A 17,802-nucleotide genomic window follows, 5' to 3' on the forward strand; every position below is an offset into this window, starting at 1 on the left:
CGCCGCTCCCGGAGCGGCCCGTTCCCGGCGCCGCCCGGCGTTCCGCACCACCCCGGTAACCTTGCCGCCCGTGACCGTAACCCTCATCTGGATCGTCGTGGCCCTCGTCGCCGTCGGGCTGTACCTCAGCTGGACCGCGGGCCGCCTGGACCGCCTGCACGCCCGCATCGACGCTTCCCGCGCCGCGCTCGACGCCCAGCTGCTGCGCCGCGCCTCGGTCGCCCAGGAGCTGGCGACCTCCGGCGTGCTCGACCCCGCCGCCTCGATCGTGCTCTACCAGGCGGCGCACGCCGCCCGTCAGGCCGAGGAGGACCACCGGGAAGTGGCGGAGAGCGAGCTCAGCCAGGCGCTGCGGGCGGTCTTCGGTGAGGTGGCGCAGGTCGACGCCGTGAAGGAGGCGCCAGGCGGCGAGGACGCCGCACAGGAGCTGGCGGCGGCCGTACGCCGCGTCCCGATGGCCCGGCGCTTCCACAACGACTCCGTACGCGCGGCCCGCGCCCTGCGCCGCCATCGCAAGGTCCGCTGGTTCCGGCTGGCCGGACACGCCCCGTTCCCGCTCGCCTTCGAAATGGACGACGCGCCCCCGGTGGCACTGGCCGACCGTCCCGGCAGCCAGTAAAACGATCCACCGTCTATGCATTGGCCCTTGCATTGGACTGGTCGGGCAATGTTCTCTCAGGGGAGCAAAAACCTTCTTTCTCCGAGTGAGGTCCATCCGTGTCCAGCACCAGCAACTCCCAGGCCCCCGAGACCGGCACCGCACGCGTGAAGCGCGGCATGGCCGAGCAGCTCAAGGGCGGCGTGATCATGGACGTCGTCAACGCCGAGCAGGCGAAGATCGCCGAGGACGCGGGCGCCGTGGCCGTCATGGCGCTGGAGCGCGTGCCCGCCGACATCCGCAAGGACGGCGGCGTGGCCCGGATGTCCGACCCCAACATGATCGAAGAGATCATCGAGGCCGTGTCGATCCCGGTCATGGCCAAGTCCCGGATCGGCCACTTCGTCGAGGCCCAGGTCCTCCAGTCCCTCGGCGTCGACTACATCGACGAGTCCGAGGTCCTGACCCCGGCCGACGAGGTCAACCACTCCGACAAGTGGGCGTTCACCACCCCCTTCGTCTGTGGCGCCACCAACCTGGGCGAGGCCCTGCGCCGTATCGCCGAGGGCGCGGCCATGATCCGCTCCAAGGGCGAGGCCGGCACCGGCAACGTCGTCGAGGCCGTCCGCCACCTGCGCCAGATCAAGAACGAGATCGCCAAGCTGCGCGGCTTCGACAACAACGAGCTGTACGCCGCCGCCAAGGAGCTCCGCGCCCCGTACGAGATCGTCAAGGAGGTCGCCGAGCTCGGCAAGCTCCCGGTGGTGCTGTTCTCCGCGGGCGGTGTCGCCACCCCCGCCGACGCCGCGCTGATGCGCCAGCTCGGCGCCGAGGGCGTCTTCGTCGGCTCCGGCATCTTCAAGTCCGGCGACCCGGCCGCCCGCGCCGCCGCGATCGTCAAGGCCACCACCTTCTACGACGACCCGAAGATCATCGCGGACGCGTCCCGCAACCTGGGCGAGGCCATGGTCGGCATCAACTGCGACACCCTCCCCGAGTCCGAGCGCTACGCCAACCGCGGCTGGTAGTGCCGGACATGAGCAACCCTGTGATCGGAGTCCTGGCTCTCCAGGGCGACGTACGGGAGCACCTGATCGCCCTGGCCGTGGCCGACGCCACGGCCAGGCCGGTCCGGCGCCCCGAGGAGCTCGCCGAGGTCGACGGCCTGGTCATCCCCGGCGGCGAGTCCACCACCATGTCCAAGCTGGCCGTGCTCTTCGGCATGCAGGAACCCCTGCGCGAGCGCATCGGGGACGGCATGCCGGTCTACGGCACGTGCGCCGGCCTGATCATGCTCGCCGACAAGATCCTGGACCCGCGCTCGGGCCAGGAGACGCTCGGCGGCATCGACATGATCGTGCGCCGTAACGCCTTCGGACGGCAGAACGAGTCGTTCGAGGCGGGGGTCGAGGTCCAGGGCGTCGAAGGAGGCCCCGTGGAGGGCGTCTTCATCCGCGCCCCGTGGGTGGAGTCGGTCGGCGTCCGGGCCGAGGTGCTCGCCGAGCACGACGGCCACATCGTCGCCGTACGCCAGGGCAATGCCCTCGCCACGTCCTTCCATCCCGAACTGACGGGCGACCACCGGGTGCATCAGCTCTTCACCGAGATGGTGCGCGCCGTACGCTGACCGGACCCCGGTAGGATCTCTGCCGAACGCAGCAGTATTGGTGACGCGAAGGAGACAGGCGGATGTCCGGCCACTCTAAATGGGCTACGACGAAGCACAAGAAGGCCGTGATCGATGCCAAGCGCGGCAAGCTCTTCGCGAAGCTGATCAAGAACATCGAGGTCGCGGCGCGCACCGGTGGCGCCGACATCGACGGCAACCCGACCCTCTTCGACGCCATCCAGAAGGCGAAGAAGAGCTCCGTCCCCAACAAGAACATCGACTCCGCGGTCAAGCGCGGTGGCGGTCTCGAGGCGGGCGGCGTCGACTACGAGACCATCATGTACGAAGGCTACGGCCCCAACGGTGTGGCGGTGCTCATCGAGTGCCTCACCGACAACCGCAACCGTGCCGCCTCCGACGTGAGGGTCGCCATGACCCGCAACGGCGGCTCGATGGCCGACCCGGGCTCCGTCTCGTACCTCTTCAACCGCAAGGGCGTCGTGGTCGTCCCCAAGGGAGGACTGTCCGAGGACGACGTGCTCGGCGCGGTGCTCGACGCGGGTGCCGAGGAGGTCAACGACCTCGGTGACTCCTTCGAGGTCCTGAGCGAGGCCACCGACCTGGTCGCGGTCCGCACCGCGCTCCAGGACGCCGGCATCGACTACGACTCGGCGGACGCCAACTTCGTTCCGACCATGCAGGTCGAGCTCGACGAGGAGGGCGCGCGGAAGATCTTCAAGCTGATCGACGCGCTGGAGGACAGCGACGACGTGCAGAACGTCTTCGCCAACTTCGACGTCTCGGACGAGGTCATGGAGAAGGTCGACGCCTGAGGGCTGATCAGCACGGCGACAGTGCCCTGCACGCACGGACGGGCCGACGGGACACACTCCCGGCGGCCCGTCCGTGCGTTGTCAGACCCAACCGCTACTGTGCTGAGCAGGCAAGAACGCAGGAACAGACGGCCGGAAGCGTGAGGGGAGGGGCACGATGCGGGTACTGGGCGTGGACCCGGGGCTGACCCGGTGCGGCGTCGGCGTGGTCGAAGGCGTCGCGGGCCGCCCCCTGAAGATGCTCGGGGTCGGAGTCGTGCGCACGCCGACGGACGCGGAGCTGGGGGAGCGCCTGGTCGCCATCGAGCGCGGCATCGAGGAGTGGCTCGACGAGTACCGGCCCGAGTGCGTCGCCGTGGAGCGGGTCTTCAGCCAGCACAACGTCCGTACGGTCATGGGCACCGCCCAGGCCAGCGCGGTCGCGATGCTCTGCGCGGCCCGCCGCGGACTGCCCGTCGCCCTGCACACGCCGAGTGAGGTCAAAGCGGCGGTCACCGGTGACGGCCGGGCGGAGAAGGCCCAGGTCGGCGCGATGGTGACCCGGCTGTTGCGGCTGGACGCCCCGCCCAGGCCGGCCGACGCCGCCGACGCCCTCGCGCTCGCCATCTGCCACATCTGGCGCGCTCCCGCGCTCAACCGCCTCCAGCAGGCGCACGCCGCGGCCCGCGCGCCCCGCATCCCCGTACGGAAGGTCACGCGATGATCGCGTTCGTCAGCGGCCCGGTCGCCGCACTCGCCTCGACCACCGCGGTCGTCGAGGTCGGCGGTATCGGCATGGCCGTGCAGTGCACGCCGAACACGCTGTCCACACTCCGTGTCGGCCAGGAGGCGAAGCTCGCGACCTCCCTGGTCGTGCGGGAGGACTCACTGACCCTCTACGGTTTCGCCGACGACGACGAGCGGCAGGTCTTCGAGCTGCTCCAGACCGCCAGCGGCGTCGGCCCCCGGCTCGCCCAGGCCATGCTCGCCGTACACGCACCGGACGCGCTGCGCCTGGCGGTCGCGACGGGTGACGAGAAGGCGCTCACCGCCGTCCCGGGCATCGGCAAGAAGGGCGCGCAGAAGCTGCTCCTGGAACTCAAGGACCGCCTCGGCGAGCCGCTCGGCACCGGCGCTTCCGCGGGCGCCCAGCGCGCCGCCCCGGGACCCGCCCCGTGGAGCGAACAGCTCCAGACCGCGCTCGTCGGTCTCGGGTACGCGCCCCGGGAGGCCGAGGAAGCGGTCGCGGCGGTCGCACCGCAGGCAGAGGCCGTCCTCGCCGAAGGCGGCCGGCCGCCGGTGCCGCAGCTGCTGCGCGCCGCGCTCCAGACCCTCAACCGTGCCCGCTGATTCGAGAGATCCGTAAATGAACTGGGACGAGACCGGACCCGACACCGACCAGCGGCTGGTCGGCTCCGGCGCCGACGGCGAGGACCAGGCCGTCGAGGCCGCGCTGCGCCCCAAGGACCTCGACGAGTTCGTGGGTCAGGAGAAGGTCCGCGAACAGCTCGACCTGGTCCTGCGGGCGGCCCGCGCGCGCGGTGCCACCGCCGACCACGTGCTGCTCTCCGGCGCCCCCGGACTCGGCAAGACCACCCTCTCGATGATCATCGCGGCCGAGATGAACGCCCCGATCCGCATCACCTCGGGCCCCGCCATCCAGCACGCCGGCGACCTCGCCGCGATCCTCTCCTCCCTCCATGAGGGCGAGGTCCTCTTTCTCGACGAGATCCACCGGATGTCCCGGCCCGCCGAGGAGATGCTCTACATGGCGATGGAGGACTTCCGCGTCGACGTCATCGTCGGCAAGGGCCCCGGCGCCACCGCCATCCCGCTCGAACTGCCGCCCTTCACCCTCGTCGGCGCCACCACCAGGGCCGGCCTGCTGCCGCCCCCGCTGCGCGACCGCTTCGGCTTCACCGGGCACATGGAGTTCTACGAGCCGGCCGAGCTGGAGCGGGTCATCCACCGTTCCGCCCGCCTCCTCGACGTCGAGATCGACGTCGAGGGCGCCGCGGAGATCGCCGGGCGCTCCCGCGGCACACCGCGCATCGCCAACCGGCTGCTGCGCCGCGTCCGTGACTACGCTCAGGTCAAGGCCGACGGCGTCGTCAACCGTGACATCGCCGCCGCGGCCCTCAAGGTGTACGAGGTCGACGCCCGCGGCCTCGACCGCCTCGACCGTGCCGTCCTCGGCGCGCTCCTCAAGCTCTTCGGCGGCGGCCCCGTGGGACTGTCCACCCTGGCGGTGGCCGTGGGGGAGGAGCGCGAGACGGTCGAAGAGGTCGCCGAGCCCTTCCTCGTACGGGAGGGTCTGCTGGCCCGCACGCCGAGGGGCCGGGTGGCCACACCCGCCGCCTGGACGCACCTCGGACTCGTCCCGCCGCAGCAGGGCCAGGGCGGAAGCGGACAACAGGGCCTCTTCAGGGCGTGACGGCGCGGAGGGTCGCCCGGTCAGGAACCACGGTGCGATGCTGGGCGTTGTTCCATTGATGCGGACTCGCTTAGACTCCGCCGATGCCGCCCTTCCAGGTCGGCGTGCCCACCCCCCGTAGATCAGGCCGCTCCCCGGCGCGGTCGTGCGAAGGAATTTCCGTCCCGTGAATATCGTGACCCTCCTCCCCTTCATCGTGCTCATCGGGGCCATGTTCCTGATGACCCGGTCCGCCAAGAAGAAGCAGCAGGCGGCTGCGCAGATGCGCAACGACATGCAGCCCGGCACCGGCGTCCGGACGATCGGGGGCATGTACGCCACCGTCAAGGAAGTTCACGACGACACGGTCCTCCTCGAGGTCGCTCCCGGCGTGCACGCCCTCTATGCCAAGAACGCCGTCGGTGCCGTTCTCGAGGACGAGGAGTACAACCGCATCGTCCACGGCGACGGTGACCTCAAGATCGACACTCCGGTCGTCCCGGACGACGCCTCGTCGCTGACCGAGTCCGCGGACTCGGACGCCGACGACGTCGCACGCATCGACCTCGGCAAGAAGCCCGAGGCGGACGAGGCCGGCGAGGCGGGCAGGACCGACGCGGCCGGTGACGAGCCGAAGGACAAGAAGACCGACGGCGAGGGCGACGCGAAGTAGTCACGTAGGGGGACCGCGGCGCGCCCACCGGCGTACCCCGGTCCCCGGATCGTGTCGACTTCCGCGGGGCTGGGCCCCACATACTTCGTGGCCGCCTCGGCGCTCACCCGGCGCGGGGGCGGTTGGACAGGGAGAAACGAGAAGGTGGCAGCACCGAAGAAGGGCCGCAGGCCCGCGGGGGCTCCGGGCAGGCCGGGGCGCGCCCTGGCTCTGATCCTGATCGCCATGGTCGCGCTCACCGGCGGGATGTTCTGGTCCGGTCATGTCACGCCGCGTCTGGGCATCGACCTCGCCGGCGGTACGAGCATCACGCTCAAGGCGAAGAGCGAGCCAGGCAAGCCCGACGCGGTCAACGAGACCAACATGAACACCGCGGTCGGCATCATCGAGCGCCGTGTCAACGGTCTGGGCGTCTCGGAGGCCGAGGTTCAGACCCAGGGCAAAGACAACATCATCGTCAACATCCCCAAGGGATCGAACGACGAGTCGGCCCGCGAGCAGGTCGGCACCACCGCCCAGCTCTACTTCCGGCCCGTACTGACGTACACCGCCGGTACGCCTACGCCCGCCGCCACCCCCTCCCCGAACGCCACGGCCGGCGGCAAGGACGACAAGTCCACGCCGCCCGCGACGCCGTCGGCCGGCGCCACCACCCAGGGGCGCGCCGTGACGGACGGACTCAAGAAGGACGAGACGCCGGACCCGACGGGCAGCGCGTCCAAGAGCCCGGACAAGAGCGGCAAGCCGTCGGCCACCCCCTCGGCCGACCCCGAGATCTCGGCGCTGCAGAAGCGGTTCGAGGCCCTCGACTGCACCAAGGAGACCGAGCGCTCCAGGGCCGGCGAGAACGTCAAGCCCGAGGACCCCACGATCGCCTGCGGAAAGAACAACGGCGGCGAGTGGGAGAAGTACATCCTGGGGCCGGCCGAGGTCAACGGCAAGGACGTCGATGACGCCAGTGCCCAGCTGGACACCCAGCGCGGCGGCGGCTGGAAGGTCAACATGGAGTTCACCGACGGTGGCTCCAAGAAGTTCAACAAGATCACCGGCAAGCTCTCGCAGCAGCAGCCCCCGCAGAACCAGTTCGCCATCGTCCTCGACGGCGAAGTCGTCTCGGCCCCCTCGGTCAACCAGGCCCTGAGCGCCAACGCCGAGATCTCCGGCAGCTTCACCCAGGAATCGGCCCAGGAGCTGGCCAACATCCTGTCGTACGGCGCGCTGCCGCTCTCCTTCAACGAGGAGACCGTCACCACCGTCACCGCCGCGCTCGGCGGCGAGCAGCTCAAGGCCGGCCTCATCGCCGGTGCGATCGGTCTCGCGCTGGTCGTCATCTACCTGCTGGCCTACTACCGGGGCCTGGCGTTCGTCGCGATCGTCAGCCTCGTCGTCTCGGCGATCCTGACCTACACGATCATGACGCTGCTCGGCCCGGGCATCGGCTTCGCGCTGAACCTCCCCGCGGTGTGCGGTGCGATCGTCGCCATCGGTATCACCGCGGACTCGTTCATCGTGTACTTCGAGCGCATCCGCGACGAGATCCGCGACGGCCGCACGCTCAAGCCCGCGGTGGAGCGTGCCTGGCCGCGCGCCCGGCGCACGATCATGGTCTCCGACTTCGTGTCGTTCCTCGCCGCGGCGGTGCTGTTCGTCGTGACCGTCGGCAAGGTACAGGGCTTCGCGTTCACGCTCGGCCTGACCACCCTGCTCGACGTGGTCGTGGTGTTCCTCTTCACCAAGCCGCTGATGACGCTGCTGGCGCGTACGAAGTTCTTCGGCCAGGGCCACCCGTGGTCCGGCCTGGACCCGAAGCGGCTCGGCGTGCAGCCTCCGCTGCGCCGTACCCGTCGCATCGCCGCCCCCATCGACCCGAAGGAGGCCTGAGATGTCCCGACTCGGCAGTCTCGGCGCCCGCCTCTACAACGGTGAGGTCGGTTACGACTTCGTCGGCAAGCGGAAGATCTGGTACGGCCTTTCGGTCCTGATCACCATCACGGCCATCGTCGGCCTGGCGGTGCGCGGTCTGGTCATGGGCATCGAGTTCGAGGGCGGCGCCGTCTTCACCACGCCGAAGACCGACGCCTCCGTCGCCCAGGTCCAGGAGCACGCCGAGGAGGCGTCCGGACACGAGGTGATCGTCCAGGAGCTCGGCAACGGCGGCATGCGCATCCAGATCAGTGGTCTGGACACCTCGACCGCCACCCCGGTCCAGGACGAGCTCGCCAAGGACCTCGGCGTTCCGGCGAACAAGATCAACGCCGATCTGGTCGGCCCCAGCTGGGGTGAGCAGATCGCCAACAAGGCATGGACCGGCCTCGCCGTCTTCATGGTCCTGGTGGTCGTCTACCTCGCCATCGCCTTCGAGTGGCGCATGGCCGTCGCCGCCCTCATCGCCCTGATCCACGACCTCACGATCACCGTCGGTGTGTACGCGCTGGTCGGCTTCGAGGTCACCCCGGGCACCGTGATCGGTCTGCTGACGATCCTCGGTTACTCCCTCTACGACACCGTCGTCGTCTTCGACGGTCTCAAGGAGGGGTCGAAGGACATCACCAAGCAGACGCGCTGGACGTACAGCGAAATCGCCAACCGCAGCCTCAACGGCACCCTGGTGCGTTCCATCAACACCACCGTCGTCGCGCTGCTCCCGGTGGCGGGCCTGCTCTTCATCGGCGGCGGCGTACTGGGCGCGGGGATGCTCAACGACATCTCGCTCTCGCTCTTCGTGGGCCTGGCCGCCGGTGCGTACTCCTCGATCTTCATCGCCACTCCGCTCGTCGCCGACTTGAAGGAACGCGACCCGCAGATGAAGGCCCTGAAGAAGCGCGTGCTCGCCAAGCGGGCGGCCGCCGCCGCCCGGGGCGAGTCGCCGGACGACGCCGACGGCTCCGACGAGTCGCAGGACCGGCTCCCGGACGCTGCCGCACCCGCCGGTGCGGTCGTCGGCCAGCGCCCGGCCGACCGTGGCCACAGCGGCCGCGGCAAGTCCCCGGGCAAGCGGCGATGACGACGAGCACGCAGGACCTCCTGCTCAGCCGCATCCGGGACGTACCGGACTATCCCAAGCCCGGCGTGATGTTCAAGGACATCACCCCGCTGCTCGCGGACCCGGTGGCGTTCACGGCGCTGACGGACGCCCTCGCGGAGCTGTGCGTACGGTGCGGCGCCACGAGGGTCGTCGGCCTGGAGGCGCGCGGCTTCATCCTGGCCGCGCCGGTCGCGGTCCGCGCCGGCCTCGGCTTCATCCCCGTACGCAAGGCGGGGAAGCTGCCGGGCGCGACGCTTTCGCAGGCGTACGAGCTGGAGTACGGCACCGCCGAGATCGAGATCCACGCCGAGGACCTGACCGACGGCGACCGCGTCATGGTCATCGACGACGTCCTGGCCACCGGCGGCACCGCCGAGGCCTCGCTGGAGCTCATCCGGCGGGCCGGCGCCCGGGTCGCCGGTGTCGCGGTCCTCATGGAACTCGGATTCCTGGGCGGCCGCGGCCGTCTGGAACCGGCGCTCCGGGGTGCTCCGCTGGATGCCTTGATCACGGTCTGACCAGCACGGCTGTACGAGAAGGCGGGTCCCGGAGGAATTCCGGGACCCGCCTTCCGCGTTCCCTCTGGTGTCCGGCCCGGGGCGAACCGGAGGCCGGGGGTCGATACCATGGGATTTCCGGGCCTGACCGGGGGACCCGGACCCGCACGAGGAGCGCTCTTGCCAGACGAGGCCCAGCCACTCCCCCCCAGCTCCCGTCCGGGGGACCAAGCAGCCGCGCAGCCCGGCCGGCAGCAGGCCGCCGAGGCCGCGGCGAACCCGGCCACGCCCGCGTCCGGCACGCCGGCCACGCCCGCGAAGAGCGGCACTCCCGCGAGCGGCGGCACCCCCGCCAGGAGCGGCCCTCCCGCCAGGAACCCCGAGCCCACCGGCAAGCCGAAGACCGCCCCCGAGCGGGCCGGCGGCGCCGCGGGCTCCACGCCGCCGCCCGTCCCCGCCCTCAAGCCGGTCCAGGGCTCCGCCCCGCGCACCGGCGGCGGCTCCTCCAACCGCGTACGGGCCCGGCTCGCCCGGCTGGGCGTACAGCGCTCCAGCCCGTACAACCCGGTCCTGGAGCCGTTGCTGCGCATAGTGCGCAGCAACGACCCGAAGATCGAGACGTCGACGCTGCGCCAGATCGAGCACGCCTACCAGGTCGCCGAGCGCTGGCACCGCGGCCAGAAGCGCAAGAGCGGCGACCCGTACATCACGCACCCGCTCGCGGTGACGACGATCCTCGCCGAGCTCGGCATGGACCCGGCCACTCTGATGGCCGGGCTGCTGCACGACACCGTCGAGGACACCGAGTACGGCCTGGACACCCTGCGCCGCGACTTCGGCGACCAGGTCGCCCTGCTCGTCGACGGTGTCACCAAGCTCGACAAGGTCAAGTTCGGCGAGGCCGCGCAGGCCGAGACCGTGCGCAAGATGGTCGTCGCCATGGCCAAGGACCCGCGCGTCCTGGTCATCAAGCTCGCCGACCGCCTGCACAACATGCGCACCATGCGCTACCTCAAGCGGGAGAAACAGGAGAAGAAGGCCCGCGAGACGCTCGAGATCTACGCGCCCCTGGCACACCGCCTGGGCATGAACACCATCAAGTGGGAGCTGGAGGACCTCGCCTTCGCGATCCTCTACCCCAAGATGTACGACGAGATCGTGCGGCTCGTCGCCGAGCGCGCGCCCAAGCGCGACGAATACCTCGCCATAGTGACCGACGAGGTCCAGTCCGACCTGCGCGCCGCCCGCATCAAGGCCACCGTCACCGGCCGCCCCAAGCACTACTACAGCGTCTACCAGAAGATGATCGTCCGAGGCCGTGACTTCGCGGAGATCTACGACCTGGTGGGCATCCGCGTCCTCGTCGACACGGTCCGCGACTGCTACGCCGCCCTCGGCACCGTCCACGCGCGATGGAACCCGGTCCCCGGCCGGTTCAAGGACTACATCGCGATGCCGAAGTTCAACATGTACCAGTCGCTGCACACGACGGTCATCGGCCCCAGCGGCAAGCCGGTCGAACTCCAGATCCGTACGTTCGACATGCACCGCCGCGCCGAGTACGGCATCGCCGCGCACTGGAAGTACAAGCAGGAAGCCGTCGCCGGCGCGTCGAAGGTGCGCACCGACATCCCCAGGAACACCGGGCGCGGCCAGGACACCGTCAACGACATGGCGTGGCTGCGCCAGCTCCTGGACTGGCAGAAGGAGACCGAGGACCCCAGCGAGTTCCTGGAGTCCCTGCGCTTCGACCTCTCCCGCAACGAGGTCTTCGTCTTCACGCCCAAGGGCGACGTCATAGCGCTGCCGGCCGGTGCGACACCCGTCGACTTCGCGTACGCCGTCCACACGGAGGTCGGCCACCGGACCATAGGAGCGCGGGTCAACGGGCGGCTCGTACCGCTCGAATCGACCCTCGACAACGGCGACCTGGTGGAGGTCTTCACCTCCAAGGCGGCCGGCGCGGGCCCGTCCCGGGACTGGCTCGGCTTCGTCAAGTCGCCGCGCGCCCGCAACAAGATCCGCGCCTGGTTCTCCAAGGAGCGCCGCGACGAGGCCATAGAGCAGGGCAAGGACGCCATCGCGCGGGCCATGCGCAAGCAGAACCTGCCGATCCAGCGCATCCTCACCGGCGACTCGCTCGTCACGCTCGCGCACGAGATGCGCTACAGCGACATCTCCTCGCTGTACGCCGCGATCGGCGAGGGCCACGTCACCGCGCAGAGCATCGTCCAGAAGCTCGTGCAGGCCCTGGGCGGGGAAGAGGCCGCCACCGAGGACATCGCCGAGAGCTCGCCGCCCTCCCGCGGGCGCGGCCAGCGGCGCTCGAACGCCGACCCCGGCGTCGTGGTCAAGGGCGTCGACGACGTGTGGGTCAAACTGGCCCGCTGCTGTACCCCCGTACCCGGCGACCCCATCATCGGGTTCGTCACCCGCGGCAGCGGCGTATCGGTCCACCGCGCCGACTGCGTCAACATCGAGTCGCTGTCGAAGGAGCCGGAGCGCATCCTCGGCGTCGAGTGGGCCCTGACCCAGTCCTCGGTCTTCCTGGTCGCCATCCAGGTCGAGGCACTGGACCGGTCCCGGCTGCTCTCGGACGTCACCCGCGTCCTGTCCGACCAGCACGTCAACATCCTCTCGGCGGCGGTCCAGACCTCCCGCGACCGGGTGGCCACCTCGCGCTTCACCTTCGAGATGGGCGACCCGAAGCACCTCGGGCACGTCCTGAAGGCGGTGCGCGGCGTGGAGGGCGTGTACGACGTCTACCGCGTCACCTCGGCCCGCCGGCCGTAACGCCGTACGGGTGAGGGCCCCGGTACGGATCTCCGTACCGGGGCCCTCACCCGTAAGCGGCTCCAGCTCTCAGCCGCCGAACTCCTCCAGACCCTTCATCGCCTGGTCGAGCAGCGCCTGCCGGCCTTCGAGCTCACGGGCGAGCTTGTCGGCCCTGGCGTTGTTGCCCGCCGCACGCGCAGCGTCGATCTGCGAACGCAGCTTGTCGACGGCGTCCTGGAGCTGGCCCGTCAGACCCGCGGCGCGGGCGCGCGCCTCAGGGTTCGTACGACGCCACTCGTTCTCCTCGGTCTCCTGAAGAGCCCGCTCCACCGCGTGCATCCGCCCCTCGACCTTCGGGCGGGCGTCGCGCGGCACATGGCCGATGGCCTCCCAGCGCTCGTTGAGGGAGCGGAACGCGGCCCGGGCCGCCTTCAGGTCCTTCACCGGCACCAGCTTCTCGGCCTCGGCCGCGAGCTCCTCCTTGAGCTTGAGGTTCTCGGCCTGCTCCGCGTCCCGCTCCGCGAAGACCGCGCTGCGCGCCGCGAAGAAGACGTCCTGGGCGCCGCGGAAGCGGTTCCACAGACCGTCCTCGACCTCGCGCTGGGCGCGGCCCGCGGCCTTCCACTCGGTCATCAGGTCGCGGTAGCGGGCGGCCGTCGCGGCCCAGTCGGTGGAGCCCGACAGGCTCTCGGCCTCCGCCGCCAGCTTCTCCTTGGTCTTGCGGGCCTCCTCGCGCTGGGCGTCCAGCGAGGCGAAGTGGGCCTTGCGCCGCTTGGAGAACGCCGAGCGGGCGTGCGAGAAGCGGTGCCACAGCTCGTCGTCGGACTTCCGGTCGAGCCTCGGCAGGCCCTTCCAGATGTCCACGAGCGCCCGCAGCCGCTCACCGGCCGCCCGCCACTGCTCGCTCCGGGCCAGCTCCTCGGCCTCGACGACCAGCGCCTCCTTGGCGTGCTTCGCCTCGTCGGTCTGCTTGGCCTTCTCGGCCCTGCGCTCCTCACGGCGCGACTCGACCGTCGCGACCAGCGCGTCGAGACGCTTGCTCAGCGCGTCGAGGTCACCGACCGCATGGTGCTCGTCGACCTGCTTGCGCAGGTGGTCGATGGCGGTCTGGGCGTCCTTGGCCGACAGGTCGGTGGTCTTCACCCGCCGCTCGAGGAGGCCGATCTCGACAACCAGGCCCTCGTACTTGCGCTCGAAGTAGGCCAGGGCCTCCTCGGGAGAGCCCGCCTGCCAGGATCCGACGACCTTCTCGCCATCGGCCGTACGCACGTACACGGTGCCGGTCTCGTCGACACGGCCCCACGGGTCGCTGCTCACAGCGCCTCCTCCACATGACGCCTGCGAGGGGCTGCTCGCCCCCGGGCATCGTCCACAGTTTCTTTCGCGGGGCCACAGACGCCCTGCACACCGCCAACATAGGCGAACGGCAGGGCGGCTGTCCGCATCCCGCACTTCCGGATTTACTTGGTGACGGTCGCCTTGTCGATGACGACGGTGGCATTCGGCGCCCCGTCGCCCTGCCCGCTCGCCTCACCCGCGCCGGCGATCTTCTTCAGCACGTCCATGCCGCCCTTGATGGTCCCGAACGGCGTGTAGTTGGGGGGCAACTTGCTGTCCTGGTAGACGAGGAAGAACTGGCTGCCGCCCGTGCCCGGACCCGCGTTGGCCATCGCGACCGTGCCCGCCGGGTAGACGCCGCCCTTGAGCTTCGGGTCCTTCAGGTTCTCGTCCGGAAGCTTGTAGCCGGGCGTACCGGAACCCTGCGCGGTCGGGTCGCCGCACTGCAGGACATAGATGCCGCCGGTCGTCAGCCGGTGGCACTTCGTGTGGTCGAAGTAGCCCTTCCCGGCGAGGAAGTTGAACGAGTTCACCGTGCGCGGGGCCTTCGCCGCGTCCAGACCGAGCGTGATGTCGCCGCAGGTGGTCCGCAGCTTCATCGTGTACGGCGCGGACTTGTCGATGGTGAGCGCCGGCTCCTTCTTGTACGAGAGCTTCTTGATCGCCCCCGGGGCGGGCTTCTCGCAGGGGTCGGGAGCCTTCTTCGACGGCGTGGCACTGGGGGCCGCGTCGGCAACGGTGGCGTCCTTGGCGTCGTCGCCACCCAGAGCGCCCGTGGCGTACGCCACCGCTCCTCCCGCGAGCACCACGGCGAGCGCCGAGGCGATCACGGCGTTGCGACGGCGGGACTTGCGCCGGGCCTCGGCGCGGCGCTGCTGCTGCCGTTCGTACTTCTCCCGGGCGAGCTGGCGCCGCCGCTGATCGTTGCTGACCACCGGTGTTCTCCTCGTGCGTCTCGTCTGTCACTGCTGTCCGGCCTAGCCGAGCTTGCCCGTACCGTATATGGGTTCGCTGGGGGATGAGCGGCCCCGGTAGGCTCTGATCTGCTGCAATTGCGCACAGCAATCTCCCGCCGGACGACACATTGAGGACGATCGTGCTTATTGCCGGGTTTCCCGCCGGGGCCTGGGGGACCAACTGTTACCTGGTCGCCCCCGCCGCGGGCGAGGAGTGCGTGATCATCGACCCGGGCCACCAGGCCGCCGCGGGCGTCGAGGAAGCCCTCGCGAAGCATCGGCTCAAGCCCGTCGCCGTCGTTCTCACCCACGGCCACATCGACCACGTCGCCTCGGTCGTCCCGGTGTGCGGAGCGCACGACGTACCGGCGTGGATCCACCCCGCCGACCGGTACATGATGAGCGACCCCGAGAAGGCGCTCGGACGCTCGATCGGCATGCCGCTGATGGGTGAGCTGACCGTGGGCGAGCCCGACGACGTCAAGGAGCTGGCCGACGGCGCGGAGCTGAAGCTCGCCGGTCTCGACTTCACCGTCTCGCACGCGCCCGGCCATACCAAGGGGTCGGTGACCTTCAGGATGCCCGAGCAGGCCGACATACCGCCGGTCTTCTTCTCGGGCGACCTGCTGTTCGCCGGCTCCGTCGGACGCACCGACCTGCCCGGCGGCGACCACGCCGAGCTGCTCGAGTCGCTGGCCCGCGTGTGCCTGCCGCTCGACGACTCGACCGTGGTGCTGTCCGGCCACGGCTCCCAGACGACCATCGGCCGCGAGCGCGCCACCAACCCGTACCTGAACGGTCTGGCCGCCGCTCCCCGACGAGGAATGTGACGAGACAAGCCCCATGAGCACCTTCAAGGCCCCCAAGGGCACGTACGACCTGATCCCGCCGGACTCCGCGAAGTTCCTGGCGGTGCGCGAGGCGATCTCCGCGCCGCTGCGGGGCTCCGGGTACGGCTACATCGAGACGCCCGGCTTCGAGGACGTGGCCCTCTTCTCGCGCGGCGTCGGCGAGTCCACCGACATCGTCTCCAAGGAGATGTACGCGTTCGAGACCAAGGGTGGCGACAAGCTGGCGCTGCGCCCGGAGGGCACCGCGTCCGTCCTGCGCGCGGCCCTGGAAGCCAACCTGCACAAGAGCGGCAACCTCCCCGTCAAGCTCTGGTACTCCGGCTCGTACTACCGCTACGAGCGCCCGCAGAAGGGCCGCTACCGCCACTTCTCGCAGGTCGGCGCCGAAGCGATCGGTGCCGAGGACCCGGCACTGGACGCCGAACTGATCATCCTGGCGGACCAGGCGTACCGCTCGCTGGGCCTGTCGCAGTTCCGCATCCTGCTGAACTCGCTGGGCGACAAGGAGTGCCGGCCCGTCTACCGGGAGGCCCTCCAGGGCTTCCTGCGCGGCCTCGACCTCGACGAGGACACGCGGCGCCGCATCGACATCAACCCGCTGCGGGTCCTGGACGACAAGCGGGACGACGTACAGAAGCAGCTGGTGGGCGCGCCGATGCTGCGCGACTACCTGTGCGACGCGTGCAAGGCGTACCACGAGCAGGTCCGCGAGCTGCTGAACGCGGCGGGCGTCGCCTACGAGGACGACGAGAAGCTGGTGCGAGGCCTCGACTACTACACCCGCACCACCTTCGAGTTCGTCCACGACGGCCTCGGCTCGCAGTCCGCGGTGGGCGGCGGCGGCCGCTACGACGGCCTGTCCGAGATGATCGGCGGCCCCGCGCTGCCGTCCGTCGGCTGGGCGCTCGGCGTGGACCGCACGGTGCTGGCGCTGGAGGCGGAGGGCGTCGAGCTCGACCTGCCCGCCACCACCAGCGTGTACGCGGTGCCGCTCGGCGAGGAGGCGCGCCGCGTCCTCTTCGGTACGGTCACCGAGCTGCGCAGGGCGGGGGTCGCGGCCGACTTCGCGTACGGCGGCAAAGGCCTCAAGGGTGCCATGAAGAACGCCAACCGCTCGGGCGCCCGCTACACGATCGTCGCCGGCGAGCGGGATCTGGCCGACGGCCAGGCCCAGTTGAAGGACATGGAGACCGGCGAGCAGGTGGCGGTCGCCCTGGACGCGCTCACGGCGGAGATCCAGCGCCGCCTGGCCTGACCCGTGGCACACACCTGACACACGCACGGGCCCGGCCGTCCACCAGGGCGGCCGGGCCCTGTCGTGTCCGGTCCCGTCGGCCGAAGCGGCGGTACGCCGACGCCCCCGCGCGCACGCTTGCGCGGGTGGTCAACTTCGTGGGGGTGGATTCGTCCTGCCGGACGATGCCGGTTCTGGACGGGCCGACGCCCGGAATCGCTGCTTCACCCCGGTCACGGCCCTGCCGCGGCGAGCGCGGGAGCGTGGTGGCGGGCCCCTCCTTATGTCCGTCGAACGGTGGCCACGGGTGGCAGTGCGGCAGAATGGTCCTCCCGGCAGGTCACTCAGCCCACTCGGCTGACTCAGCGACGGAACGGCGATATGACGACTGCAGCGGTGGACGACCGCACTTCCAACGGCGTGCAGGAGGGCCAGAAGGGCACGACCGGCAGCGGTCGCCCCTTCGCCCTGCTGCTGGTGATCACGGGTCTGGCCGGGCTGCTGGCCTCGTGGGTCATCACGATCGACAAGTTCAAGCTGCTCGAGGACCCGAACTTCACACCGGGCTGCAGCCTCAACCCCGTTGTCGCGTGCGGCAACATCATGAAGAGCGAGCAGGCGGCGGCTTTCGGGTTCCCCAACCCGATGCTCGGCCTCGCCACTTACGCGGTGGTCGTCTCTATCGGCATGGGCCTGCTGGCCGGCGCACGCTACCGCCGCTGGTTCTGGCTCGGGCTGAACGCGGGAACCCTCTTCGGCGTCGGCTTCTGCACCTGGCTCCAGTACCAGTCGCTGTACAACATCAACTCGCTCTGCCTGTGGTGCTGCCTGGCCTGGGTCGCCACCATCGTGATGTTCTGCTACGTCACCACCCACAACGTCAAGCACCGCATCATCCCGGCCCCCGGCGGCCTGCGCAGCGGTCTCGTCGAGTTCCACTGGGTGCCGCCGGTCCTGTGGATCGGAATCATCGGGATGCTGATCCTGACCCGCTGGTGGGACTTCTGGACCAGCTGAGCCG

17 protein-coding genes are annotated in these 17,802 nt (G+C 70.2%); 15 read left to right on the forward strand and 2 right to left on the reverse strand.

Features of this window, described 5'->3' with window-relative positions; genetic code table 11:
- The first annotated feature begins 70 nt into the window (after positions 1–70).
- The 12 genes from BN1555_RS27300 (at position 71) to BN1555_RS27355 (ending at position 12,420) form a co-directional block, all read left to right on the forward strand.
- A complete protein-coding gene (locus BN1555_RS27300) occupies positions 71–619 on the forward strand; it encodes a hypothetical protein (RefSeq protein ID WP_093801835.1) in 549 nt (182 codons plus the stop codon).
- A 98-nt stretch (positions 620–717) separates the two neighbouring features.
- Complete coding sequence (gene pdxS / locus BN1555_RS27305) at positions 718–1,626, forward strand: pyridoxal 5'-phosphate synthase lyase subunit PdxS (protein WP_093801836.1); 909 nt, start codon at positions 718–720, stop codon at positions 1,624–1,626.
- An 8-nt stretch (positions 1,627–1,634) separates the two neighbouring features.
- The gene (pdxT, locus tag BN1555_RS27310; protein ID WP_093803682.1) at positions 1,635–2,225 is read left to right on the forward strand and encodes a pyridoxal 5'-phosphate synthase glutaminase subunit PdxT; all 591 of its coding nucleotides are present in this window, start codon (positions 1,635–1,637) and stop codon (positions 2,223–2,225) included.
- Between the two features lie 62 nt (positions 2,226–2,287).
- Positions 2,288–3,040, forward strand: a complete 753-nt coding sequence (locus BN1555_RS27315) for a YebC/PmpR family DNA-binding transcriptional regulator (RefSeq protein WP_093801837.1) — start codon at positions 2,288–2,290, stop codon at positions 3,038–3,040.
- A gap of 157 nt (positions 3,041–3,197) precedes the next feature.
- Entirely contained in the window at positions 3,198–3,743 is a 546-nt protein-coding gene (gene ruvC, locus BN1555_RS27320) for a crossover junction endodeoxyribonuclease RuvC (RefSeq protein WP_093801838.1), read from the forward strand.
- The gene (ruvA, locus tag BN1555_RS27325) at positions 3,740–4,369 is read left to right on the forward strand and encodes a Holliday junction branch migration protein RuvA (protein ID WP_093801839.1); all 630 of its coding nucleotides are present in this window, start codon (positions 3,740–3,742) and stop codon (positions 4,367–4,369) included. Before ruvC ends, ruvA begins: the two co-directional genes overlap by 4 nt.
- Before the next feature lie 16 nt (positions 4,370–4,385).
- Complete coding sequence (ruvB, locus tag BN1555_RS27330; protein ID WP_093801840.1) at positions 4,386–5,453, forward strand: Holliday junction branch migration DNA helicase RuvB; 1,068 nt, start codon at positions 4,386–4,388, stop codon at positions 5,451–5,453.
- A gap of 166 nt (positions 5,454–5,619) precedes the next feature.
- Entirely contained in the window at positions 5,620–6,105 is a 486-nt protein-coding gene (gene yajC, locus BN1555_RS27335) for a preprotein translocase subunit YajC (protein ID WP_093801841.1), read from the forward strand.
- A 144-nt stretch (positions 6,106–6,249) separates the two neighbouring features.
- The gene (secD, locus tag BN1555_RS27340) at positions 6,250–7,986 is read left to right on the forward strand and encodes a protein translocase subunit SecD (RefSeq protein WP_093801842.1); all 1,737 of its coding nucleotides are present in this window, start codon (positions 6,250–6,252) and stop codon (positions 7,984–7,986) included.
- A gap of 1 nt (position 7,987) precedes the next feature.
- On the forward strand, positions 7,988–9,109 hold the full coding sequence (secF, locus tag BN1555_RS27345) for a protein translocase subunit SecF (RefSeq protein ID WP_093801843.1): 1,122 nt from the start codon (positions 7,988–7,990) through the stop codon (positions 9,107–9,109).
- Complete coding sequence (locus BN1555_RS27350; protein ID WP_093801844.1) at positions 9,106–9,648, forward strand: adenine phosphoribosyltransferase; 543 nt, start codon at positions 9,106–9,108, stop codon at positions 9,646–9,648. Before secF ends, BN1555_RS27350 begins: the two co-directional genes overlap by 4 nt.
- Before the next feature lie 108 nt (positions 9,649–9,756).
- Positions 9,757–12,420 (forward strand): RelA/SpoT family protein, encoded by a 2,664-nt coding sequence (locus tag BN1555_RS27355; protein WP_093801845.1) that lies wholly within the window; start codon positions 9,757–9,759, stop codon positions 12,418–12,420.
- Positions 12,421–12,489: 69 nt separating this feature from the next.
- Here the strand turns inward: BN1555_RS27355 and BN1555_RS27360 are convergent, their stop codons facing one another.
- Entirely contained in the window at positions 12,490–13,719 is a 1,230-nt protein-coding gene (locus BN1555_RS27360; protein ID WP_093801846.1) for a DUF349 domain-containing protein, read from the reverse strand.
- Positions 13,720–13,862: 143 nt separating this feature from the next.
- Positions 13,863–14,675 carry a peptidylprolyl isomerase gene (locus tag BN1555_RS27365; protein WP_093801847.1) on the reverse strand — a complete coding sequence of 271 codons (813 nt, stop codon included), beginning with the start codon at positions 14,673–14,675 and terminating at the stop codon, positions 13,863–13,865.
- 161 nt (positions 14,676–14,836) lie between these two features.
- Between BN1555_RS27365 and BN1555_RS27370 the strand changes: the two genes are divergently transcribed.
- The 3 genes from BN1555_RS27370 to BN1555_RS27380 all read left to right on the forward strand — a co-directional run bounded on the left by BN1555_RS27370 (position 14,837) and on the right by BN1555_RS27380 (position 17,798).
- On the forward strand, positions 14,837–15,526 hold the full coding sequence (locus tag BN1555_RS27370; protein WP_093801848.1) for an MBL fold metallo-hydrolase: 690 nt from the start codon (positions 14,837–14,839) through the stop codon (positions 15,524–15,526).
- 13 nt (positions 15,527–15,539) lie between these two features.
- A complete protein-coding gene (gene hisS / locus BN1555_RS27375; RefSeq protein WP_093801849.1) occupies positions 15,540–16,802 on the forward strand; it encodes a histidine--tRNA ligase in 1,263 nt (420 codons plus the stop codon).
- Between the two features lie 360 nt (positions 16,803–17,162).
- Complete coding sequence (locus tag BN1555_RS27380) at positions 17,163–17,798, forward strand: vitamin K epoxide reductase family protein (RefSeq protein ID WP_093801850.1); 636 nt, start codon at positions 17,163–17,165, stop codon at positions 17,796–17,798.
- The last annotated feature ends 4 nt before the right edge of the window (positions 17,799–17,802 follow it).

Origin of the sequence: Streptomyces sp. Wb2n-11 (genome assembly GCF_001049855.1) — a bacterium.
Classification (GTDB): Bacteria; Actinomycetota; Actinomycetes; order Streptomycetales; family Streptomycetaceae; genus Streptomyces; species Streptomyces altiplanensis.

What these genes read in the sequence shown, in the direction of transcription:
- pdxT (WP_093803682.1), top strand. Translation starts at nt 1,635, where the DNA reads ATGAGCAACCCTGTGATCGGAGTCCTGGCTCTCCAGGGCGACGTACGG.
- BN1555_RS27315 (WP_093801837.1), top strand. Translation starts at nt 2,288, where the DNA reads ATGTCCGGCCACTCTAAATGGGCTACGACGAAGCACAAGAAGGCCGTG.
- ruvC (WP_093801838.1), top strand. Translation starts at nt 3,198, where the DNA reads ATGCGGGTACTGGGCGTGGACCCGGGGCTGACCCGGTGCGGCGTCGGC.
- ruvA (WP_093801839.1), top strand. Translation starts at nt 3,740, where the DNA reads ATGATCGCGTTCGTCAGCGGCCCGGTCGCCGCACTCGCCTCGACCACC.
- ruvB (WP_093801840.1), top strand. Translation starts at nt 4,386, where the DNA reads ATGAACTGGGACGAGACCGGACCCGACACCGACCAGCGGCTGGTCGGC.
- secF (WP_093801843.1), top strand. Translation starts at nt 7,988, where the DNA reads ATGTCCCGACTCGGCAGTCTCGGCGCCCGCCTCTACAACGGTGAGGTC.
- BN1555_RS27350 (WP_093801844.1), top strand. Translation starts at nt 9,106, where the DNA reads ATGACGACGAGCACGCAGGACCTCCTGCTCAGCCGCATCCGGGACGTA.
- BN1555_RS27355 (WP_093801845.1), top strand. Translation starts at nt 9,757, where the DNA reads ATGGGATTTCCGGGCCTGACCGGGGGACCCGGACCCGCACGAGGAGCG.
- hisS (WP_093801849.1), top strand. Translation starts at nt 15,540, where the DNA reads ATGAGCACCTTCAAGGCCCCCAAGGGCACGTACGACCTGATCCCGCCG.
- BN1555_RS27380 (WP_093801850.1), top strand. Translation starts at nt 17,163, where the DNA reads ATGACGACTGCAGCGGTGGACGACCGCACTTCCAACGGCGTGCAGGAG.